Origin of the sequence: Caballeronia pedi (assembly GCF_001544915.2) — a bacterium.
Taxonomy (GTDB): Bacteria; Pseudomonadota; Gammaproteobacteria; order Burkholderiales; family Burkholderiaceae; genus Caballeronia; species Caballeronia pedi.
This window is the reverse complement of record NZ_FCOE02000009.1, coordinates 75,212-96,754: the sequence shown is the minus strand read 5'-3', so window position 1 is coordinate 96,754 and position 21,543 is coordinate 75,212. Positions and strand designations below refer to the sequence as shown.

Genomic DNA, 21,543 nt, shown 5'->3' with positions numbered 1-21,543 from the left:
CGATGACCCTGATCACCAACCCGCCACGCATCGCGATGGTCGCGGGCGAGCCTTCTGGCGACCTGCTCGCTGCCTCGCTGCTCAAGGGCCTGAAAAATACGCTGCCGGAAGGCACGCGCTATAGCGGCATCGGCGGCCCGCGCATGACTGCGGAAGGCTTCGAAGCGCACTGGCCGATGGACAAGCTGACCGTGCGCGGCTATGTCGAAGCGCTGAAGCATATCCCCGAGATTCTCGGCATTCGCAACGAGATCAAGCGGCAGTTGCTTGCGGAGCCGCCGTCGGTGTTCATCGGCGTGGATGCGCCCGATTTCAATTTCGGTCTCGAACAGCCGTTGCGCGAAGCGGGTATTCCGACCGTGCATTTCGTGTGCCCGTCGATCTGGGCGTGGCGCGGCGGACGCATCAAGAAGATCGTGAAAGCGGTCGATCACATGCTGTGCGTGTTTCCGTTCGAGATCGCGCTGATGGAGAAATCGGGCGTGGCGGCGAGCTACGTCGGACATCCGCTCGCCGACGAAATCCCGCTCGAACCCGACGTGATGGGCGCGCGCCGAGAACTCGGTATCGCGGAAGGCGGGCCGGTGATCGCCGTGCTGCCGGGCAGCCGCCGCTCGGAAATTTCGCTGATCGGCCCGACCTTCTTCGACGCGATGGAGCTGATGCAGCTTCGCGAGCCCGGCGTTCGCTTCCTGATGCCTGCGGCAAACCCGGCATTGCGCGAACTGCTGCAGCCGCTCGTGGACGCGCATCCGCAGCTGTCGCTCACGATTACCGACGGCCGCGCGCAGACCGCGATGACCGCCGCCGACGCGATCCTCGTAAAAAGCGGCACGGTGACACTGGAAGCCGCGCTGCTCAAGAAGCCGATGGTCATCTCGTACAAGGTGCCCTGGCTGACGGGACAGATCATGAAGCGGCAGGGTTATCTGCCGTATGTCGGCTTGCCGAACATTCTGGCGGGCCGTTTCGTCGTGCCGGAAATCCTTCAGCACTTCGCGACGCCCGAAGCGCTTGCCGACGCGACGCTGAAACAGTTGAACGACGAAGCCAACCGCCGTACCCTGACGGAAATCTTCACCGACATGCACATCGCGTTGCGCCAGAACACGTCGCACAAGGCGGCGGAGGCGGTCGCGCGGGTGCTCGACACGCGGAGGCCGCGATAATGGCGGCAAGACGATCGGCTCAGGCGGGACTCGATTTCAGTTCACCGTTCGACATCATTTGCGGCGTGGATGAAGTCGGGCGCGGTCCGCTGGCCGGTCCGGTGGTCGCCGCAGCCGTGATCTTCGATCCGGCCAAACCGCGCATCAACGGCCTCGACGATTCGAAGGCGCTGAGCGCGAAGAGGCGGGAAGAACTCTACGAGAAAATCGTCGATCGCGCGCTCGCGTATTGCGTCGCGTCGGCGAGCGTCGAGGAAATCGACACCATCAACATCCTGCACGCGTCCATGCTCGCGATGAAGCGCGCGGTGGAAGGGCTTTCGGTCGCGCCGACGCTCGTCAAGGTCGATGGCAACCGCTGTCCGGTGCTGTCGATTCGCGCGGAAGCCATTATCGGCGGCGACGCGCTCGTCAAACAGATTTCGGCGGCGTCGATACTCGCGAAAGTCACGCGCGATCGCATGCTGGTCGAGCTTCACGAAACCTATCCGGTGTACGGCTTCGACGCGCATTCTGGCTACGGCACGCCGCAGCATCTCAAGGCGTTGCGCGAGCACGGGCCGTGCGAGCATCATCGGCGTTCGTTTGCGCCGGTGCGCGAGGCGCATATCCTGTTCGGCTCGGTGTTGCCCGAGATCGCGCCCGAAGTCCTTCAGGCCGCATCGACGCTCGTGGACGACCCGGACGCGCGCGCTTTCTAGAGCGGCACTCAATTCAACGTGAAATCCATCACTTCGCGGGATAACCCGCTCTACAAGCGCATCAAGGCGCTGGCCGGGTCGACCGCGCAGCAGCGCCGCAGCGGCCACGCGCTGCTCGAAGGCCTGCACCTGGCGTCGGCTTATCTCGACGCAGCCGGACAGCCCGAAACGTGTGTGGTGACCGAGGGCGCGCTGACGCACGCGGAAGCGCGCGATATCGTCGCGCGTATCGAGGAGAAACGCGTCGTCGTCTTGCCTGATGCGCTCTTCGGACAGCTATCGAGCGTCGTCCATGGCGTGGGGATGTTGCTGCTCGTCGAAAAGATCGATGCGGAACTGCCCGCGCGCATCGCCGAAACCTGCGTGATTCTCGACGGCGTTCAGGACGCGGGCAATGTCGGCTCGATCCTGCGCAGCGCGGCGGCGGCAGGCATCACGCGCGTATTCTGCGCGCCGGGAACGGCGTACGCGTGGTCATCGAAAGTCCTGCGCTCGGGCATGGGCGCGCACTTCCTGCTGAATATTTTCGAAGACGTGGATTGCGCGGATCTGATCGCGCGGCTGGATGCACCCGTGACGATCACCGATTCGCACGGCGCGGTCGCGCTCTACGATTGCGATCTGTCGGGCGCGCTCGCGTGGGTGTTCGGCAACGAAGGCGCGGGCGTGTCGCAGGTCTGGCGCGATGCCGTGACGCATCGCGTGACCATTCCGCAACCGGGCGGGATGGAGTCGCTCAACGTCGCGGCTGCGGCGGCGATCTGTCTTTTCGAGCAGTGCCGCCAGCAGCGCTGACGCGAATCAATAGTAGGAAGGCCGTTCCGGCTTGATTTCCTGCAGGATGGTCGTGGCGATTTCCTCGATCGACTTGTGCGTCGACGAGAGCCACTTGACGCCCTCGCGCTTCATCATCATTTCCGCTTCGTTGATCTCGTAGCGGCAATTTTCCAGCGCCGCATATTTGCTGCCCGGACGACGCTCGTTGCGGATCTCGGAAAGTCGCTGCGGATCGATCGACAGACCGAACATCTTCGCCCGATGTTCGAGCAGCGGCGTGGGCAGCTTGCCGCGTTCGAAATCCTCGGGAATCAACGGATAGTTCGCGGCCTTCACGCCGTATTGCATCGCGAGATAGAGGCTCGTCGGCGTTTTACCGCTGCGCGACACGCCGACCAGAATGACGTCGGCGTCGGCGAGATTGCGGTTGGACTGGCCGTCGTCGTGGGCGAGCGAGAAGTTGATCGCCTCGATGCGATTCTTGTATTCCTCGGTGTCCGCGTTCTGGTGGACGCGGCCCATCGCGTGCGTCGACTTCATCTCCAGTTCGTGTTCGAGCGGCTCGATGAAGGTCTGGAACATGTCGAGCACGAGCGCATTGCAGCCCTTGACGACTTCATTCGACGCGCTGTCGACGAGCGTCGTGAACACGATCGGGCGCCGCCCGTCGAGCGTGACGACCTCGTTGATCTTCTCGACGGTCGCGAGCGCCTTGTCGATCGAATCGACGAACGGCACGCGCACGAGCCGGAATTTTTGATCGAACTGGGCGAGGATCGAATGCGCGAAGGTTTCGGCAGTGATCCCGGTCCCGTCGGAAACGATGAATACGGAAGGCGGCATCGGCGAAAAGACCAAATGGGGAACGAGTTGGGGCGGGTGCGCTCAAACGGTATCACGCGCGGACAGCGCCACGGAAAAGCGAGGCAAGGCGGACCCGAGCGCCTGTGTTACATTGGTTGCCCTGCGGTGTGCGCCGGCGAACCGAGCGGCGCGAAAGACCTCGATTTTGCCGTGGAATTACTGTCTCTGCCGAACCAAAATTGAGAATCGGCACGGTAGAATAGCGGCAACCTGTTCGATAAGCAATTGCGGACAAATTGATTCGGATTTTCGTCAAATCGCGGTCGGTTCGTCGGTTTTGGCAGCAAAAACCAACGGTTTCGAGCAGATTTCAGACGTCCCGCCTCTTTTTGCAACGCGCGCCGGCTCCGGCGATGCACTCCCCGATGGTTTATCAAACAGGTTGTACGAGATGCGCCGGCGCTTCCAATGAGCGCCGCCGCATATGAGCCCACTCGTGCGATCGTGAATTCCATCCACCTTAGGGGCTTGTATGACTAACGCAGTCAATGTTGCGAAAGACGTCGCAAAGGATCAGGCGTATGTAGTTCCATTCGAGCAGTTGCGAATGACCGACGTGGAAATCGTCGGTGGCAAGAATGCGTCGCTCGGCGAGATGATCAGCCAGCTTTCCGAAGCCGGCGTTCGCGTGCCGACGGGCTTCGCCACCACCGCGCTCGCCTTTCGCGACTTCCTCCAGCACAACGAACTGACCGAGCGCATCGCCAAGCGTCTCGAAACGCTCGACGTCGACGACGTGAAATCGCTCGCCGAAGCCGGCAAGGAAATCCGTCAGTGGATCATCGACGCGCCGATGCAGCCGCGCCTCGAAGACGAAATCCGCCGCGGCTTCGAAGTGCTCCAGAACAGCTCGCCCGAAGAGCTATCGTTCGCCGTGCGTTCGTCCGCGACCGCAGAGGATTTGCCGGACGCGTCGTTCGCGGGTCAGCAGGAAAGCTATCTGAACGTCGTAGGCATCGAGGACGTCCTCGATCGCATGAAGCACGTGTTCGCGTCGCTCTACAACGACCGCGCCATCTCGTATCGCGTGCACAAGGGTTTCACGCATGCGGAAGTCGCGTTGTCGGCGGGCGTGCAGCGCATGGTGCGCTCGGACGTGGGCGCGGCGGGCGTGATGTTCACCATCGACACCGAATCGGGCTTCAAGGAAACCGTGTTCATCACGTCGAGCTACGGCCTCGGTGAGACCGTCGTGCAGGGCGCGGTGAATCCGGACGAATTCCACGTCTTCAAGACCACGCTCGAACAGGGCAAATACCCGATCATCCGCCGCTCGATCGGCTCGAAACTGGTCAAGATGGAGTTCACGAAACCGGGCGAGCCGGGCCGCGTGAAGACCGTCGACGTGCCGCATGAGCAGCGCAACCGCTTCTCGATCACCGACGAAGACGTGATCGAGCTGGCGAAGTACGCGGTGATCATCGAGAAGCACTATCAGCGTCCGATGGACATCGAGTGGGGCAGGGACGGCCGCGACGGCAAGATCTTCATTCTCCAGGCGCGCCCGGAGACGGTGAAGAGCCAGGCGTCCGGCAAGGCCGAGATGCGCTTCAAGCTCAAGGGTCAGTCGAACGTGCTGGCGACCGGCCGCGCGATCGGCCAGAAGATCGGCGCAGGCCCCGTGCGCGTGATTCACGATCCGTCGGAAATGGAACGCGTGCAGCCGGGCGACGTGCTCGTCGCCGACATGACCGACCCCAACTGGGAACCGGTGATGAAGCGCGCATCGGCCATCGTGACGAATCGCGGCGGGCGCACCTGCCACGCGGCGATCATCGCGCGTGAGCTGGGCGTGCCGGCGGTGGTCGGCTGCGGCGACGCCACCGACATCCTGAAGGAAGGCGCGCTGGTCACGGTGTCGTGCGCGGAAGGCGACGAAGGCAAGATCTACGACGGCCTGCTCGAAACCGAAGTGACCGAAGTGCAGCGCGGCGAGCTGCCGGAGATTCCGGTCAAGATCATGATGAACGTCGGCAATCCGCAACTCGCGTTCGACTTCTCGCAGTTGCCGAACGCGGGCGTGGGTCTGGCGCGGCTGGAATTCATCATCAACAACAACATCGGCGTGCATCCGAAGGCGATTCTGGAGTACCCGAACATCGACGCCGACCTGAAGAAGGCGGTCGAGAGCGTCGCGCGCGGCCATGCGTCGCCGCGTGCGTTCTATGTCGACAAGCTGACCGAAGGCATCGCGACGATCGCGGCGGCGTTTTATCCGAAGCCCGTGATCGTGCGTCTGTCGGACTTCAAGTCGAACGAGTACAAGAAGCTGATCGGCGGTTCGCGCTACGAGCCGGACGAAGAGAATCCGATGCTCGGTTTCCGCGGCGCGTCGCGCTATATCGCGGAAGACTTCGCCGAGGCGTTCCACATGGAATGCATCGCGCTGAAGAAGGTGCGCGAGGAAATGGGTCTGGACAATGTGCAGATCATGGTGCCGTTCGTGCGCACGCTGAAGCAGGCGGATCGCGTCGTCGAACTGCTGAAGAAGTTCGGCCTCGAGCGCGGCAAGAACGATCTCAAGCTCGTGATGATGTGTGAAGTGCCGTCCAACGCGATTCTCGCCGAGCAGTTCCTGGAGCGCTTCGACGGTTTCTCGATCGGCTCGAACGATCTGACACAGCTCACGCTCGGCCTCGACCGCGACTCCGGCATGGAACTGCTCGCGGCAGACTTCGACGAGCGCGACGAAGCGGTGAAGTTCATGCTCGAGCGCTCGATCGAAACGTGTCTCAGGTTGAACAAGTACGTGGGTATTTGCGGTCAAGGCCCGTCGGATCATCCTGATCTGGCCGAGTGGCTCGCGAAGAAGGGCATCGAATCGATGTCGCTGAATCCGGACACGATCATCGACACCTGGCAGCAACTGGCGAAGACGTTGTCAAAATAAGTCGACGGCGCCTTTCCGGATGCTTTCGGAAAGGCGCGAGCGTGCTATAAAAACACCCCGGACTTCTCCGGGGTGTTTTCGTTTGGAGACCGGCGATGTTGACGAGTGGATTGATTTGGTGGGTCGCGGCGGGTGCGCTGATCGTCGCGGAGCTGTTCACCGGCACGTTCTATCTGCTCATGATCGCGCTGGGCATGATCGCGGGCGGCCTCGCCGATGTGTTCGGTGCGTTGCCGCATGTGCAGATGGGCGCGGCGGCGATCTTCGCGCTGATCGCCGTGGCCGCGCTGCGCCGTTCGCGCTTCGGCAGCTGGAAACGGCGCGACGCCTCGCGGGATGCAGCCGTGAATCTCGATATCGGCGCGACGCTGGAAGTGGATCAATGGCGCGATGGCCACGCGCGCGCCATGTATCGCGGCGCGCAGTGGGACGTGGAACTCGCGCCGGGTGAAACCGAAGGCGCGCGGTATTACCGCATCACGGCGCTGGACGGCAACCGGCTGATCGTCGCGGCCAAACGCTAGCAAGCTCGCCCAATAAAAAGGAGTCACACAATGTATTTCGCGCTCATCGTGCTCATCATCGCCATCGTGATCGTGGTGAACACGGTCAAGATCGTTCCTCAACAGCACGCCTGGGTGCTGGAACGCTTCGGCCGCTATCACGCGACGCTCACGCCGGGTCTCAACATCGTGCTGCCGTTCATCGATCGCATCGCGTACAAGCACATGCTGAAGGAAATTCCGCTCGAAGTGCCGAGCCAGGTGTGTATCACGCGCGACAACACGCAGTTGCAGGTCGACGGCGTGCTTTACTTCCAGGTCACCGACGCGATGAAGGCGTCATACGGTTCGAGCAACTTCGTGTTCGCGATCACGCAGTTGTCGCAGACCACGCTGCGTTCGGTCATCGGCAAGCTGGAGCTCGACAAGACCTTCGAGGAGCGCGACTACATCAACCAGAGCATCGTCAATGCGCTCGACGAAGCCGCGTCGAACTGGGGCGTGAAGGTGTTGCGCTACGAGATCAAGGACCTGACGCCGCCGAAGGAAATCCTGCACGCGATGCAGGCGCAGATCACCGCCGAGCGCGAAAAGCGCGCGTTGATCGCCGCGTCGGAAGGGCGCAAGCAGGAGCAGATCAATCTCGCCGTCGGCGCGCGCGAGGCCGCGATCCAGAAGTCCGAAGGCGAACGGCAGGCGGCGATCAATCAGGCGCAGGGCGAGGCATCGGCGATTCTCGCGGTGGCCGAGGCGAATGCGCAGGCGATCCAGAAAATCGGCACGGCGATTCAGACGGCGGGTGGCATGGAAGCGGTGAACCTGAAGATCGCGGAGCAGTATGTCGGCGCATTCGGCAACATCGCGAAGACGGGCAACACGCTGATCGTGCCGGGCAACCTGTCGGATATGAGTTCGATGATCGCGTCGGCGTTGACCATCGTGAGAGGCGAGGGCGGCGGCGTCATCAAGAAGAGCTGACGCAAGCAGGAAAGCAGACGGGGCGCTCAATGGCGCCCCGTTTCATTTAACGCGTGCTCGTGCGCATCAGACGCGCGCGTTCACGTTCCCAGTCGCGCTGCTTCTCGGTCTCGCGCTTGTCGTGCAGCTTCTTGCCCTTCGCCAGACCGATCTCGCACTTCACGCGGCCTTCCTTGTAGTGGAAGTTGAGGGGTACGAGCGTATGCCCGCGCTGCTCGACCTTGCCGATGAGCTTGTCGATCTGTTCGCGATGCAGCAGCAGCTTGCGCGTGCGCACCGGATCGAGATTGGCGAATTTCGACGCCTCGGGCAGCGGGCTGATATGCGTGCCGATCAGAAACAGTTCGCCTTGCTTGATGACGACGTAACCTTCCTTGATCTGTCCACGGCCCGCGCGCAGCGCCTTGACTTCCCAGCCCTCGAGCACGAGACCCGCTTCGTAGCGCTCTTCGATGAAGTAATCGAAGAAGGCTTTTCTGTTGTCGATGATGCTCATGAATGGAAAGTGCCCAACTCGTTTAAAATCACGATTTTAGCAGCGCGCCGCGCGGCAAACGAACTCCTGCCGCGTTCTCTTGCGCATTGCCGCCCAATCCAGCCACCGCTGCGCCCTATATGGCAGACGTCCAGAAAACCGTGTTGATCCGCCATTCAGCGGAAGAAATGTTCGACCTCGTCACCGATGTCGCCGACTACCCCAATTTTTTGCCCTGGTGCGGCGGCGTCGAAATCGGCCGCCAGGACGAAAACGGCATGGAAGCGAAGATCGACATCAGCTTCAAGGGCATCAAGCAGCATTTCGCGACGCGCAACACGCAGAAGCGTCCGACCACCATCGATATGGAGTTCCTGAGCGGTCCGTTCAAGAAGTTCACCGGCTACTGGCGCTTCACGCCGCTGCGCGCGGACGCGTGCAAGATCGAGTTTGCGCTGCACTACGAGTTCTCCAACGTGATTCTGGAAAAGCTCATCGGGCCGGTGTTCAGCCATATCGCCAACACGTTCGTCGATTCCTTCGTGAAGCGCGCGGACCAGCGCTACGGCAAGCCATGATGCATATCGATGTCTGCTACGGCCTGCCCGATGGCGCGTTTCTTGAGCGCGTCGAGTTGCGCGAAGGCGCGACCGTGCGCGATGCGATCGAGGCGAGCGGCGTGCTGCGCGCGCATCAGGATATCGATCTGGCGACGCAGAAGGTCGGCGTGTTCGGCAAGGTCAAGCCGCTCGATGCGACGCTCGCGGATTTCGATCGCGTGGAGATCTATCGTCCGCTGAAAGTGGACCCGAAGGCCGCGCGCCAGCGCCGCGTCGACAAGGCGCGCAAGGCCGGCTCGATCGAAGGGCGCAAGTGGCAGTCGAAGGATTCGCGCTGAGCCGGTTCAGTGCGCGGGGGCTTCCTTCGCGGCGGCGGGCGCGGGTTCGAGCGAATGTTGCCGGACCGACCAGATCACGCCGACCAGCAACAGCACGACTGCGAGCACTTCGGGCGTGCGCGGCCAGCGGCCGTCGTAGACGAATGCGTAGAGCAGCGCGAACAGCGTTTCGAATACGATCATCTGCCCTGAGAGCGTGAGCGGCAGGCGTTTCGACGCCGCGTTCCACAGCATGTTGCCGAGCCACGAACCGCCCGTCGCCAGCGCGAACGACACGATCCAGAAGAGTTGCCAGCGCGCGGCCGGCACGCTCGCGTGCACGGTTCCAGCGGGCAGCATCCACACGATCGCGCCGAGCAGGACGCCGAGCAGGCCGGTCACGATGCCCCACAGCACCGACCACTCGTTGCCGTCGAAATGGCGGTTCGCCTGCAGATAGCGCGCGTTGACGACCGCGTACCAGGTCCACGACGCGAGCGCGCCGAGCGCGCAGGCGAGACCCGTCAGGCGCGTGAACACGCTAGTCGCATGCTCGCCGCCGCCCGACGATGACAATACGTCGCTGAACACATCGAGATTGATGCACGCGATGCCCGCCAGCACCAGCAGCAGAGGCCCGACGAGCCGCCTGAGGTCGACCGCGCCGTGATCGCGCCGTCCGGCGAGCGTGACCGTCACGGGCAGAATCCCGACGATCAGCGACGCAGGCGCGACGCCCACCAGTTGCACCGCGCTCGCGAGCAGCATGTAGTAGAGCAGGTTGCCGACGAGCGCGAGCTTCACCAGCGCGATGAAATCGGCGCGCGTGAGCTTGGACAGGAGGCGTCGGGCGAACGGCAGCGCAACCGCGAGCGACACCGCGCCGTACATCAGATAGCGGCCGATCGAGAGCGTCAGCGGCGAAAAATCCGGCAGGAGCCGGGGCGCGAGAAAGATGAAACCCCAGATCGCGCCCGCCGTCATTCCATACATCACACCGCGCTGCATTGCCCGACTCCCGCCGTTATTTCGATTCACGGCGCGAAGCGTAGCACGCGGCCCCGGGAGGCCGTCTTGTCGAAAACTGCAACCACCCCGGCGTGCCTCGCACGGCGCGGATTTTGCGGTGGAATGGCCTAAGCTGCTGTTCGGGAAGTGAAAATCCGGGGAACTATCGGTATAATCTGCTTTTGCGCCCATAGGATTTGCCATGCGTCTGATCCAGAAAGCACTCACGTTCGATGATGTGCTCCTCGTTCCCGCGTTCTCCAGCGTTCTTCCGCGCGACACCAGCCTGAAATCGCAGCTGACTCGCAACATTTCCCTGAACATGCCCCTCGTGTCCGCCGCCATGGACACGGTCACCGAAGGCCGGCTCGCCATCGCGATGGCGCAGATGGGCGGCATCGGCATCGTCCACAAGAATCTCACCGCCAAGGAACAGGCCCGCGAAGTCGCCAAAGTCAAGCGCTTCGAGTCGGGCGTCGTGCGCGATCCGATCACTGTGCCGCCGCAGATGCGCGTGCGCGACGTCATCGCGCTGACGCAACAGCACGGCATTTCGGGCTTTCCGGTGGTCGAGGGCGCGCAACTGATCGGCATCGTCACCAACCGCGACCTGCGTTTCGAGGAACGTCTCGATGAGCCGGTGCGCAACATCATGACGCCGCGCGAGCGACTCGTGACGGTCAAGGAAGGCACGTCGCTGGCCGAGGCGAAGGCGCTGATGCACGGCCATCGCCTGGAGCGCGTGCTGGTGGTCAACGACGCGTTCGAACTGCGCGGTCTGATGACGGTGAAGGACATCACCAAGCAGACCGAGAATCCGGACGCCTGCAAGGACCAGGACGGCAAGCTGCGCGTGGGCGCGGCGGTGGGCGTCGGTGCGGACAATGAAGAGCGCGTCGATCTGCTGGCACAGGCGGGCGTCGACGTGATCGTCGTCGATACCGCGCACGGACACAGCCAGGGCGTGCTCGAACGCGTGCGCTGGGTCAAGCAGAACTATCCGCACGTGCAGGTCATCGGCGGCAATATCGCGACGGCGGCGGCGGCGAAGTCGCTCGTCGAGTACGGCGCGGACGCGGTGAAGGTCGGCATCGGCCCGGGCTCGATCTGCACGACGCGTATCGTCGCGGGCGTCGGCGTGCCGCAGATCACGGCGATCGCCAACGTCTCGGAAGCGCTGCGCGGCACCGGCGTGCCGGTCGTCGCGGACGGCGGCGTGCGTTTCTCGGGCGACGTCTCGAAGGCGCTCGCGGCGGGCGCGAACGTGGTCATGATGGGCAGCATGCTCGCGGGCACGGAAGAGTCGCCGGGCGACGTGTTCCTGTATCAGGGCCGCCAGTACAAGTCGTACCGCGGCATGGGCTCGGTCGGCGCGATGAAGGACGGCGCGGCGGACCGCTACTTCCAGGACAACTCGGCGAACATCGACAAGCTCGTGCCGGAAGGCATCGAGGGCCGCGTCGCCTACAAGGGCTCGGTTAACGCGATCCTGTTCCAGATCGTCGGCGGCGTGCGCGCGAGCATGGGTTATTGCGGCTGCCGGACCATCGCCGAAATGCACGAGAAGGCGGAATTCGTGCAGATCACGGCGGCGGGCATGCGCGAGTCGCATGTGCACGACGTGCAGATCACGAAGGAAGCGCCCAACTATCACGTCGACTGATCAAGCGGAGCGATCATGAAACCGTTGCTGCGGGTCGTGCTCGTTATCAATGCCCTGATTTTTCTGGCGTTCGGATTGCTGTTTCTGCTGACGCCGTGGGCGGGCCTCTACGGCGCTCTGCAACTCGATGCGATCCGCGTGCAACCGGCGCTCGCCGGGCAGTTGCTGGGCATCGCGCTGATCGGCCTCGCGTGGCTCGCGTTTCATGCGTCTGTCGATGGCGCGTTGACCGCCCGCGCCGCCCGGGTATCGGGCCACGTGCAGTGGCTTTCCGGCGTCGTGGTGCTGGTCTGGCTGCTCGGGCTGCATACGCCGCAGGTCGATGGCTTCGGGCAGATCAGCGCGGCGGTGGTCGGCGCCGTGCTGCTGGTGCTGGGTCTGGGCAGCGTGAGGCTGTCGTCGGCGGTGCGTCGGCGCGAGCGCGCGGCGCTGGCCGGCGCGGCATCGGCGCAGCGCGCGGAGAAGAAGGCGGCACAAAAGCGCGAGGACATTCGCGCGACCACCGCCGATTCCTCGAATCGCCCGCTCGATCCCGCTTCGCCGATCGCACCGGCTGCCATCCGCGCGCATCCGGACGGCGCGGTCGATCCCGTCACGGGCGGCACGCTCGACCCGGTGACGGGCCGCGCAATCGATCCGGTCACCGGGAAGCGTATCGAGCCCGTGATCAGCGGCGAGATCGATCCGGCGACGGGTCGGCGAGTCGATCCGCTCGCGCCCGACGCGAGCCGCGTACCACGTTGAGGACGCGAAACGCATGCCGCACGCCACGCGAGCGCAGCAGCGGAAACACGCAAGACACGTACGGTCGGCCTTCGCGCCGGCCGTCGATTTATTGGCCGTCGGATCGCGCAGGATCACGCCCCGGCCGTACCGACATCATTCGTTCACTTAGCCTTTGGCCGCAGCCATGCACGACAAAATTCTGATTCTCGATTTCGGCTCCCAAGTCACTCAACTGATCGCCCGCCGCATCCGCGAGTCGCACGTCTACTCGGAAATCCATCCGTACGATGTCGACGAAACCTTCATCCGCGAATTCGCGCCGAAGGGCATCATCCTGTCGGGCGGTCCGAACTCGGTCACCGAGGCGAAGTCGCCGCGCGCACCGCAGATCGTCTTCGATCTCGGCGTGCCGGTGCTCGGCATCTGCTACGGCATGCAGACGATGGCCGACCAGCTCGGCGGCAAGGTCGAGCTGGGCAACCTGCGCGAATTCGGCTATGCGGAAGTGCAGGCGCTGAATCACACGGGCTTTCTGGAAGGCATCGAGGACTTCACGAACGAGAAGTCGGAATCGATGCTCAAGGTGTGGATGAGCCACGGCGACAAGGTCGTCGATCTGCCCACGGGTTTCAAGCTGATGGCTTCGACGCCGTCGTGCCCGATCGCCGCGATGGCCGACGACGACCGCCGTTTCTACGGCCTGCAATGGCATCCGGAAGTCACGCACACCGTGCAGGGCCGCGCGATGCTCGATCGTTTCGTGCTGGAACTGTGCGGCGCGCGGGCTGATTGGGAGATGGGCCATTACATCGACGAGGCGGTGGAGAAGATCCGCGCGCAGGTCGGCAGTGAGCACGTGATTCTCGGTCTGTCCGGCGGCGTGGATTCGTCGGTGGCGGCGGCGCTGCTGCATCGCGCGATCGGCGATCAGCTTACGTGCGTGTTCGTCGATCATGGTCTGCTGCGTCAGAACGAGGCGGAACAGGTGATGTCGACGTTCGCGGATCACCTGGGCGTGAAGGTGATTCACGTCGATGCGAGCGAGGAGTTTCTGCAGAAGCTCGCGGGCGTGACCGATCCGGAAGCGAAGCGCAAGATCATCGGCGCGGAGTTCGTCGAGGTGTTCCACAAGGAATCCGACAAGCTCACCGACGCCAAATGGCTCGCCCAGGGCACGATCTATCCGGACGTGATCGAATCGGCGGGCAAGGGCAAGAAGGGCGCGCATACGATCAAGAGCCACCATAACGTCGGCGGCTTGCCGGAAACGCTCAATCTCAAGCTGCTCGAACCGCTGCGCGAACTGTTCAAGGACGAAGTGCGCGAACTCGGCGTGAAGCTCGGTTTGCCGCCTGCGATGGTGTATCGCCATCCGTTCCCGGGGCCGGGTCTGGGCGTGCGGATTCTCGGCGAAGTGAAGCGCGAGTTCGCGGATCTGCTGCGCCGCGCGGATGCGATTTTCATCGAGACGCTGCGTAACACCATCGACAAGGAAACGGGTAAGTCGTGGTACGACCTGACGAGTCAGGCGTTCGCGGTGTTCCTGCCGGTGAAGAGCGTCGGCGTGATGGGGGATGGGCGTACGTATGAATATGTCGTCGCGTTGCGCGCCGTGCAGACGCTCGACTTCATGACCGCGCATTGGGCGCATCTGCCGCATGAGTTGCTTGGGCATGTTTCCAATCGCATCATCAATGAGGTGCGCGGGATCAATCGGGTGGTGTATGACATCTCGGGTAAGCCGCCTGCGACGATCGAGTGGGAGTGAGGGTCGTCGCTTCACATTGAGCGCGAGCCGGGCGCATGGCTGACGTTGCGTCCGGACGCGAGCGGAGCGAGCGCCTCACCGACTCGCTCTTCTTCGCGCTGTACCCCGACGAACCCGCCGCCGCGCGCATCGCCGAACTGGCCGCGTGGCTGCGCATCGAACACAAACTGAAGGCGAGGCCGATTCCCGCCGACCGCCTTCACGTCACCCTCCATTACCTCGGCGCCTTCGCGGGCCTCCCCGCCGATGTCCTCACGCAAGCACGTGCGACCGCCTCCCGAATCGCGCTGCCACCCGTCGAAGTGACGCTCGACCGCATCGAAAGCTTCTCAGGCCGCCGCGCAAAGCGCCCGCTGGTTCTTTCGGGCGATGTCACCGAGCCACTCGCCACGCTCCAGCAAATCCTCGGCGCCGCACAACGCCATTCGCGCTTCACGCCCCACGTGACCATGCTTTACGACGAGCAGCGCGTCGCGCGCGAAGCCGTCGCGCCCATCACATGGACCGCGCGCGAGTTCGCGCTCGTGCGCAGCGTGCTCGGCAAATCGCATTACGACGTCCTCGCGCGCTGGCCCCTCGCCACCTGATTGCCGAAACCACCCGACATAAAGGGTTTCGCGGATTTTTCTAACGCGTTAAGGTTCGTCTATCGAAATCGAAGCCGCATGCAACCCATGACGCGATCCCGCCTGCTGCACATCACGCCCGAAACCCACGATGTCCAGATCGACCTCGTCTACGCGACCGATCGAAACTTCACCGGCAAACCGATCTACAAAGCCCAGCACTGTCTCTTGCTGGAACCCGCCGAAGCCGCATTACGCAAAGCCGTCGATATCGCGCGCAGCATCGGCACGACGCTGAGGATCTTCGACGCCTATCGCCCGCCGCAAGCGCAAAAGGTGCTGTGGGACTTCCTGCCCGATCCGACCTTCATCGCCGAACTCGGCCGCGGTTCGAACCATAGCCGCGGCACGGCGGTCGATCTCACGCTCGTCGATCGCGACGGCAACGAACTCGACATGGGCACCGGATTCGACGCGATGGTCGTCGAATCCGAGCATTTTCACTTCGGCCTGCCCGAGCATGTGCAGCGCAACCGCACGCTGTTGCTCGGCGTGATGCACGGCGCCGGCTTCACGCACATCAAAAGCGAGTGGTGGCATTACGAATTGCCCGGCTCGCGCGAACTTGCTCTGATCGACAACGAAGAAAGCGGCCCGTTGCGGCTGATGTGAACCCGACACCAACAGGACGACATCACATGAAAAAGGCATTGGCAGCGGTCATGCTCGCATCGGCGCTGACGGCTTTCACGGGCTTGCAGAGCGCGCAGGCCGCCACGCCGAAGGACATGTTCGTCATGGCGACGCTGCTCGACGAGTTCACCTCGCTCGACCCCGGCGAAATTTACGAACTCGTGCCGGAAGAATATGTCGCGAACACGTACGACCGGCTGGTGCGTGTCGATCTGAAAGACCCGTCGAAATTCAATGGCGATGTCGCCGAATCCTGGAGCGTCAGTCAGGACGGTCTCACGTTCACGTTCAAGATCCGCCCGGGCCTCAAGTTCCACTCGGGCAATCCGCTCACGGCCGACGACGTCGCGTGGTCGATCCAGCGTACCGCATTGCTCGACAAGGGCGCGGCGGCGGTGCTCGCGGGCATCGGTCTCACGAAGGCGAACGCGCTGCAGAACGTGAAGAAGATCGACGACACGACCGTCGCGGTCACGACCGATCGGCGTTACGCGCCGACCTTCGTGCTGAACGTGCTCGGTTCGTGGCCGGCGTCGGTGGTGGATCGCAAGCTCGCCGAATCGCACGCGAAGGGCAACGACTACGGCAACGAGTGGCTCAAGACCAACGAGGCCGGCTCGGGCGCGTACAAGCTCGTGAAGTGGACCGCCAACGACAGCATCGTGCTGCAGCGCTTCGAGGGCTACCGCATCCCGCTCGCGATGAAGCGCATCGTGCTGCGTCACGTGACCGAGGCAGCGAGCCAGCGCCTGATGATCCAGAACGGCGACATCGACGTCGCGCGCGATCTGAGCCCCGACGATCTCGACACGCTCTCGAAGAACGGCGTCATCAAGGCGACGGCCGTCCCGCAAGCCACGTTGATGTATCTCGGCCTCAACAACAAGAACCCGAATCTCGCGAAGCCGGAAGTCTGGGAAGCGATGAAGTGGCTGATCGACTATCAGGGCATCCAGAAGAACGTGATCCGCACGACCTACAAGGTCCACGAAACGTTTCTGCCCGAAGGCTTTCTCGGCGCGCTGAACGAAAACCCGTATCACCAGGATGTCGCGAAGGCGAAGGCGCTGCTCGCGAAGGCGGGACTCGCCAACGGTTTCACGGTGAAGATGGACGTGCGCAACGACTATCCGTACAGCGAGATCGCGCAGGCGGTGCAGGCGAATCTCGCGCTCGCGAACATCAAGGTACAACTCGTGCCGAGCGACAACAAGCAGACGCTCGGACGCTATCGCGCGCGGGCGCATGACATCTATATCGGCGAATGGTCGGCGGATTACATCGATCCGCACAGCAACGCGCAAGGCTTCGTATGGAACCCGGACAACTCGGATGCGTCGAGCTACAAGATGCTCGCGTGGCGCAACGACTGGGACATTCCGCAACTGACCAAGGAAACCGACGCCGCGCTCGCCGAAAGCGACACGAAGAAGCGCGCCCAGCTCTACGAGAAGATGCAGCGCGAAGTGCTCGCGAAGTCGCCATTCGTGATCATGTTCCAGAAGGTGTCGCAGGTGGCGGCGCGCCCCGGCGTGACCGGTCTGGAAGTCGGGCCGATCAACGATCTCGTGTCCTATCGCAACATCAAGAAGCAGTGAGCACGGTCACGCTGATCGAGCGCATGCGCGCCGCGAATTCGCGGCGCGGCGGCGTGCGCATCGCGCTTGCGCTCGCGCGCTGGATCGCGATGCTCGCCATCACCTTCACGGGCCTGCTCGCGATCACGTTCTTCATCGGCCGCAAGATACCGATCGATCCCGTGCTCGCGATTCTCGGCGACCGCGCATCCGCGAGCGCGTATGCGGCCGCGCGCCTGCGGCTCGGGCTCGACAAGCCGCTCATCGATCAATTCCTGATCTACGCGCGCGACGTGCTGCACGGCAACCTCGGCATCTCGCTGCTGACGGCCAACCCGGTCATCGACGACATCAAACGCGTCTTTCCCGCGACGCTCGAACTCGCGACGCTGTCGACGTTCGTCGGCGTCGCGATCGGCGTGCCGCTCGGCGTGGCGGCGGCGGTGAAGCACAACCGCATCGTCGATCACGTGGCGCGCGTGATCGGACTCGCGGGCAGTTCGGTGCCGGTGTTCTGGCTCGCGCTGATGGGCCTCTTGCTCTTCTATGCGCGGCTGCACTGGGTGTCGGGACCGGGACGCATCGATCCGGTCTACGACGGCATGGTCGATACGCACACGGGCAGCCTGCTCATCGATTCGATCATGGCCGGCGAATGGGATGTGTTCAAAAACGCGTTTTCGCATATCGCGTTGCCGGCGGGTGTGCTCGCGTTCTATTCGATCGCGTATCTGTCGCGCATGACGCGCTCGTTCATGCTCGAACAACTGAGCCAGGAATACGTGACGACCGCGCGCGCGAAAGGCCTGCCCGAGCGCCGCGTGATCTGGCGGCATGCGTTCGGCAACATCGCGGTGCCGCTCCTGACGGTGATCGCGCTCGCGTACAGCTATCTGCTCGAAGGCTCGGTGCTCACCGAGATCGTGTTCGCATGGCCGGGCATCGGCTCGTATCTGACGGGCGCGCTGCTCAACGCCGACATGAACGCCGTGCTCGGCAGCACGCTCGTGATCGGCGCGACGTTCATCGCGCTCAATCTCCTGACCGATGCGCTTTATCGCGTGTTCGATCCACGCTCGCGCTGACATGGAGGACCTTGTGCACATGAAAGCGGCGCGAACGGGCTTGCGCGCGTGGCTTCTCACCGAGACGCCCGCGTCGCCGCGTCAGGCCGCGCTCGGCCGCGCATACCGGCGCTGGCGGCGGTTCTCGGCGAATCCGCTGAGCATGGTCGGGCTCGCGATCCTGCTGCTGCTCATCGTGGTCGCGGCCGTCGGGCCGCTGCTCGTCACGCAGGATCCATTGCAGCAAGTGCTCGCCGAACGTCTCACGCCGCCCGGCGCGGCGCACTGGTTCGGCACAGATCAACTCGGCCGCGACATCCTCTCGCGGCTCGTCCACGGCTCGCGTCTCACGCTGGCCATCGCGATGCTCGTCGTCGTGCTCGTCGTGCCGGTCGGCTTGTTGATCGGCACGGTGGCGGGCTATTGCGGCGGCATCGTCGATACGGTGCTGATGCGGCTCACCGATGTCGCGCTGGCGTTCCCGAAGATCGTGCTCGCGCTCGCGTTCGCCGCGGCGCTCGGGCCGGGCGTGCTCAATGCGGTGATCGCGCTGTCGATCACCGCGTGGCCGCCGTATGCCCGTCTCGCACGCGCGGAATCGCTGCGGCTCGCGCAGTCGGACTACATTCACGCGGCGCGTCTGCAAGGCGCGTCGCATCCGCGCATTCTGCTGCGCTATATCGTGCCGCTGTGCTCGTCGTCGGTGATCGTGCGCGCGACGCTCGACATGGCGGGCATCATTCTCGCCGTCGCCGGTCTCGGTTTTCTTGGGCTGGGCGCGCAGCCGCCGAGCCCGGAATGGGGCTACATGGTCGCGGCGGGCCGCAACGTGCTGCTCGATGCCTGGTGGGTCGCGACGATTCCCGGCCTCGCGATCCTCGCGGTGAGCCTCGCGTTCAATCTGCTCGGCGACGGTCTGCGCGACGTCTTCGATCCGCGTCATGGAGCCTGACATGTCGACGCCGCTCGCGCAGATCGAAGGTCTGGAAGTGTCGTTCGCCGGCCACGACGGCACGCTCATGCCAGCCGTGCGCGGCGTGTCGCTGACGGTGCGGCGCGGCGAACGGCTCGGCATCGTCGGCGAATCGGGATCGGGCAAATCGCTGACGGGGCGCGCGCTGCTCGGACTGCTGCCGCCCGAGGCGAACTGGTCGGCGCAGGCGTTGCGCTTCGAAGGACAGGACCTGCTCGCGATGCGCTCGAAGGAGCGCCGGCGCCTGTGCGGCACGCGCATGAGCATGATCCTGCAGGACCCGAAGTTTTCGCTCAACCCGGTGATGACGGTCGCGCAGCAGATGCGCGAAACCTTCGTGCGGCAGGGCGTGAAAGAGAGCAGGCGGGCGCTGCGCGAGCGCATCGTGGCGGCGCTGGAAGCGGTGCATATCCGCGATCCGCAGCGCGTCGCGGATGCGTATCCGCACGAGCTGTCCGGCGGCATGGGCCAGCGCGTGATGATCGCGATGATGGTTTCGGCGGGCCCGCGCCTCCTGATCGCCGACGAACCCACGAGCGCGCTCGACGTCCTCGTGTCGATGCAGGTGCTCGCCGTGCTCGACGAGATGATCGAGCGGCACGACACCGGACTCGTCTTCATCAGCCACGATCTGCCGCTCGTGATGTCGTTCTGCGACCGCGTCGCGGTGATGTACGGCGGGCGCGTCGTGGAGACGTGCGCCGCACGCGATCTCGTTCACGCGACGCATCCGTACACGCGCGGCCTGCTCGAAGCGAATCCGCCGCTCGTCAATCCGCCCGACGAATTGCCGACGCTGCGCCGCGATCCGGCATGGCTCGACGAAAGGACCACGCGATGATCGACATCGAGCGCGCGCTCATCCGCTTCAAGACGAAGACCGGCCACGTCGACGCCGTGCGCGACGTTTCCCTGCGCGTGGAAGAGGGCGAAGTGTTCGGGCTCGTCGGCGAATCGGGCAGCGGCAAGTCGACGCTTCTGCGCGCGCTCGCCGGGCTGACGCCGCTTGCGGGCGGCAGCATACGCATCGGCTCGCGGCCCGCAAGGCGCGACGTGCAGATGGTGTTTCAAGACCCGTATGGCGCGCTGCATCCGCGCTTCACCGTCGACAAGACCTTGCGCGAACCGCTCGCGATCAACGGCATCGGCGACGAGGACGCGCGCATCCTCGATGCGCTCGCGGAAGTCGGGCTCGGGCCGGCGTTCCGCTTTCGCTATCCGCATCAGTTGTCGGGCGGGCAGCGGCAGCGCGTGTCGATCGCGCGGGCGCTGATCGTCGGGCCGCGTGTGCTGCTGCTCGATGAACCGACTTCCGCGCTCGATGTCTCCGTGCAGGCCGAGATTCTGAACCTGCTGCGCAGGCTGCATCGCGAGCGCAAGCTGACGATGATTCTCGTGAGTCATAACCTCGCGGTGATCGGCTTTCTGTGTCAGCGCGTCGCGGTGATGCGCAATGGCGAGATCGTCGAGGAACTTGGTGTGGACGCGGTGCGCTCGCGCGACGTTTCCCATGAGTACACGCGGCGCCTATTGCTTGCAACCGAAGGCTATACGCGCGGCGGCGGGGCGCTTCTGAAGCGCGCGCCGGGCGGTTAGACATCGTACAAGCACAGTTGGCGCGGCCCAGTCAACGAATGTTGCGCAAACGACGCATAAGAGCAGCAATAAGCCCGGTATACGGCCTCACGCCGTGAACACGCGTGCCCCGGACGAAAACCTCACGACGGCCACTGTTAGAATAGGTCTTGGATTGTCGAGACGTGCCGAACAACGCGCAAGCGTGGTTTTCCGGTTGCCTTCCGACTTCGAGCTAACCAACGGAAATCGTGACAGACCGTGCCCGTTCGCGGGTGAAAGCCGGTCGTAATCCCCGATGAAATTGCTAGATGCTTTGGTCGAACAGCGGATCAACGAAGCCGCTACGCGTGGCGAGTTCAATAACCTGCCGGGCGCGGGCGCACCGCTCAACTTCGACGACGACTTCCTCGTGCCCGAGGAAGTGCGTGTCGCCAATCGAATCCTCAAGAATGCGGGCTTCGTCCCGCCCGCCGTCGAACAGCTTCGCGCGCTGCGCGGGCTTCAGGAAGAGTTCGACAAGGTGACGGACCCCGCCGCCCGCTGCCAGTTGCAAGCGAAAATGCTCGCGCTCGACATGGCGATCGAGTCGCTGCGTGGCGGCGGCTGCGTGCCGCATGAATATCGGCGGCGCATCGCCGAACGGCTCTCCGAGCGCGCGCAGTCGCGCGTGGCGCTGGAAACCAAGTGACCGGG

23 protein-coding genes are annotated in these 21,543 nt (G+C 63.9%); 20 read left to right on the top strand and 3 right to left on the bottom strand.

The window, feature by feature from the left end:
* Positions 1 to 2: 2 nt before the first annotated feature.
* From lpxB to AWB80_RS15970, 3 genes are read left to right on the top strand one after another with little or no spacing between them, the layout of a single operon-like run.
* On the top strand, positions 3 to 1,169 hold the full coding sequence (gene lpxB, locus AWB80_RS15980) for a lipid-A-disaccharide synthase (RefSeq protein WP_061175645.1): 1,167 nt from the start codon (positions 3 to 5) through the stop codon (positions 1,167 to 1,169).
* Positions 1,169 to 1,870 (top strand): ribonuclease HII, encoded by a 702-nt coding sequence (gene rnhB, locus AWB80_RS15975; RefSeq protein WP_061175644.1) that lies wholly within the window; start codon positions 1,169 to 1,171, stop codon positions 1,868 to 1,870. The genes lpxB and rnhB overlap by 1 nt, the downstream gene beginning before the upstream one ends.
* Positions 1,871 to 1,888: 18 nt before the next feature.
* Positions 1,889 to 2,665, top strand: a complete 777-nt coding sequence (locus AWB80_RS15970; protein WP_061175643.1) for a TrmH family RNA methyltransferase — start codon at positions 1,889 to 1,891, stop codon at positions 2,663 to 2,665.
* Between the two features lie 6 nt (positions 2,666 to 2,671).
* Here the strand turns inward: AWB80_RS15970 and ppsR are convergent, their stop codons facing one another.
* The gene (ppsR, locus tag AWB80_RS15965) at positions 2,672 to 3,490 is read right to left on the bottom strand and encodes a posphoenolpyruvate synthetase regulatory kinase/phosphorylase PpsR (protein WP_061175642.1); all 819 of its coding nucleotides are present in this window, start codon (positions 3,488 to 3,490) and stop codon (positions 2,672 to 2,674) included.
* Here ppsR and AWB80_RS43285 point away from each other — a divergent pair.
* From AWB80_RS43285 to AWB80_RS15950, 4 genes are all read left to right on the top strand, one after another.
* The gene (locus tag AWB80_RS43285) at positions 3,471 to 3,923 is read left to right on the top strand and encodes a hypothetical protein (protein WP_143328055.1); all 453 of its coding nucleotides are present in this window, start codon (positions 3,471 to 3,473) and stop codon (positions 3,921 to 3,923) included. The genes ppsR and AWB80_RS43285 overlap by 20 nt on opposite strands.
* A 60-nt stretch (positions 3,924 to 3,983) precedes the next feature.
* Positions 3,984 to 6,401 (top strand): phosphoenolpyruvate synthase, encoded by a 2,418-nt coding sequence (gene ppsA / locus AWB80_RS15960; RefSeq protein WP_061175641.1) that lies wholly within the window; start codon positions 3,984 to 3,986, stop codon positions 6,399 to 6,401.
* Between the two features lie 95 nt (positions 6,402 to 6,496).
* Positions 6,497 to 6,925 carry an NfeD family protein gene (locus AWB80_RS15955; RefSeq protein ID WP_061175640.1) on the top strand — a complete coding sequence of 143 codons (429 nt, stop codon included), beginning with the start codon at positions 6,497 to 6,499 and terminating at the stop codon, positions 6,923 to 6,925.
* Positions 6,926 to 6,955: 30 nt separating this feature from the next.
* Positions 6,956 to 7,882 carry an SPFH domain-containing protein gene (locus AWB80_RS15950; protein WP_061175639.1) on the top strand — a complete coding sequence of 309 codons (927 nt, stop codon included), beginning with the start codon at positions 6,956 to 6,958 and terminating at the stop codon, positions 7,880 to 7,882.
* A gap of 46 nt (positions 7,883 to 7,928) precedes the next feature.
* Here the strand turns inward: AWB80_RS15950 and smpB are convergent, their stop codons facing one another.
* The gene (gene smpB, locus AWB80_RS15945; protein WP_061175638.1) at positions 7,929 to 8,378 is read right to left on the bottom strand and encodes an SsrA-binding protein SmpB; all 450 of its coding nucleotides are present in this window, start codon (positions 8,376 to 8,378) and stop codon (positions 7,929 to 7,931) included.
* A gap of 119 nt (positions 8,379 to 8,497) precedes the next feature.
* Between smpB and AWB80_RS15940 the strand changes: the two genes are divergently transcribed.
* Both AWB80_RS15940 and AWB80_RS15935 read left to right on the top strand, forming a co-directional pair.
* Positions 8,498 to 8,935: a type II toxin-antitoxin system RatA family toxin gene (locus AWB80_RS15940; protein WP_061175637.1), complete on the top strand. Its 438-nt coding sequence runs from the start codon at positions 8,498 to 8,500 to the stop codon at positions 8,933 to 8,935.
* Positions 8,932 to 9,255, top strand: a complete 324-nt coding sequence (locus AWB80_RS15935) for an RnfH family protein (protein WP_061175636.1) — start codon at positions 8,932 to 8,934, stop codon at positions 9,253 to 9,255. The genes AWB80_RS15940 and AWB80_RS15935 overlap by 4 nt, the downstream gene beginning before the upstream one ends.
* Positions 9,256 to 9,261: 6 nt before the next feature.
* Here AWB80_RS15935 and AWB80_RS15930 read toward each other — a convergent pair whose 3' ends face one another.
* Entirely contained in the window at positions 9,262 to 10,242 is a 981-nt protein-coding gene (locus AWB80_RS15930) for a DMT family transporter (protein WP_061175635.1), read from the bottom strand.
* A 202-nt stretch (positions 10,243 to 10,444) separates the two neighbouring features.
* Here AWB80_RS15930 and guaB point away from each other — a divergent pair, with 202 nt between their 5' ends.
* From guaB to AWB80_RS15875, 11 genes are all read left to right on the top strand, one after another.
* The gene (gene guaB / locus AWB80_RS15925) at positions 10,445 to 11,905 is read left to right on the top strand and encodes an IMP dehydrogenase (RefSeq protein ID WP_061175634.1); all 1,461 of its coding nucleotides are present in this window, start codon (positions 10,445 to 10,447) and stop codon (positions 11,903 to 11,905) included.
* 15 nt (positions 11,906 to 11,920) lie between these two features.
* Positions 11,921 to 12,649 carry a hypothetical protein gene (locus AWB80_RS15920; RefSeq protein ID WP_061175633.1) on the top strand — a complete coding sequence of 243 codons (729 nt, stop codon included), beginning with the start codon at positions 11,921 to 11,923 and terminating at the stop codon, positions 12,647 to 12,649.
* 166 nt (positions 12,650 to 12,815) lie between these two features.
* A complete protein-coding gene (gene guaA / locus AWB80_RS15915) occupies positions 12,816 to 14,399 on the top strand; it encodes a glutamine-hydrolyzing GMP synthase (protein ID WP_061175632.1) in 1,584 nt (527 codons plus the stop codon).
* A 35-nt stretch (positions 14,400 to 14,434) separates the two neighbouring features.
* Positions 14,435 to 14,986 carry a 2'-5' RNA ligase family protein gene (locus AWB80_RS15910; protein WP_061175631.1) on the top strand — a complete coding sequence of 184 codons (552 nt, stop codon included), beginning with the start codon at positions 14,435 to 14,437 and terminating at the stop codon, positions 14,984 to 14,986.
* Between the two features lie 87 nt (positions 14,987 to 15,073).
* Positions 15,074 to 15,637 carry a D-alanyl-D-alanine dipeptidase gene (gene ddpX / locus AWB80_RS15905; protein ID WP_061175630.1) on the top strand — a complete coding sequence of 188 codons (564 nt, stop codon included), beginning with the start codon at positions 15,074 to 15,076 and terminating at the stop codon, positions 15,635 to 15,637.
* Between the two features lie 50 nt (positions 15,638 to 15,687).
* Entirely contained in the window at positions 15,688 to 17,256 is a 1,569-nt protein-coding gene (locus AWB80_RS15900) for an ABC transporter substrate-binding protein (protein ID WP_087131355.1), read from the top strand.
* 23 nt (positions 17,257 to 17,279) lie between these two features.
* Positions 17,280 to 18,320, top strand: a complete 1,041-nt coding sequence (locus tag AWB80_RS15895; RefSeq protein ID WP_208635658.1) for an ABC transporter permease — start codon at positions 17,280 to 17,282, stop codon at positions 18,318 to 18,320.
* Between the two features lie 19 nt (positions 18,321 to 18,339).
* Positions 18,340 to 19,251 carry a nickel transporter permease gene (nikC, locus tag AWB80_RS15890; RefSeq protein WP_061175819.1) on the top strand — a complete coding sequence of 304 codons (912 nt, stop codon included), beginning with the start codon at positions 18,340 to 18,342 and terminating at the stop codon, positions 19,249 to 19,251.
* Between the two features lies 1 nt (position 19,252).
* Positions 19,253 to 20,113 carry an ABC transporter ATP-binding protein gene (locus AWB80_RS15885; protein ID WP_087131330.1) on the top strand — a complete coding sequence of 287 codons (861 nt, stop codon included), beginning with the start codon at positions 19,253 to 19,255 and terminating at the stop codon, positions 20,111 to 20,113.
* Positions 20,110 to 20,868: an ABC transporter ATP-binding protein gene (locus tag AWB80_RS15880; RefSeq protein WP_061175626.1), complete on the top strand. Its 759-nt coding sequence runs from the start codon at positions 20,110 to 20,112 to the stop codon at positions 20,866 to 20,868. The genes AWB80_RS15885 and AWB80_RS15880 overlap by 4 nt, the downstream gene beginning before the upstream one ends.
* A gap of 277 nt (positions 20,869 to 21,145) precedes the next feature.
* Complete coding sequence (locus tag AWB80_RS15875; RefSeq protein WP_061175625.1) at positions 21,146 to 21,538, top strand: DnaJ family domain-containing protein; 393 nt, start codon at positions 21,146 to 21,148, stop codon at positions 21,536 to 21,538.
* Positions 21,539 to 21,543 lie beyond the last annotated feature (5 nt).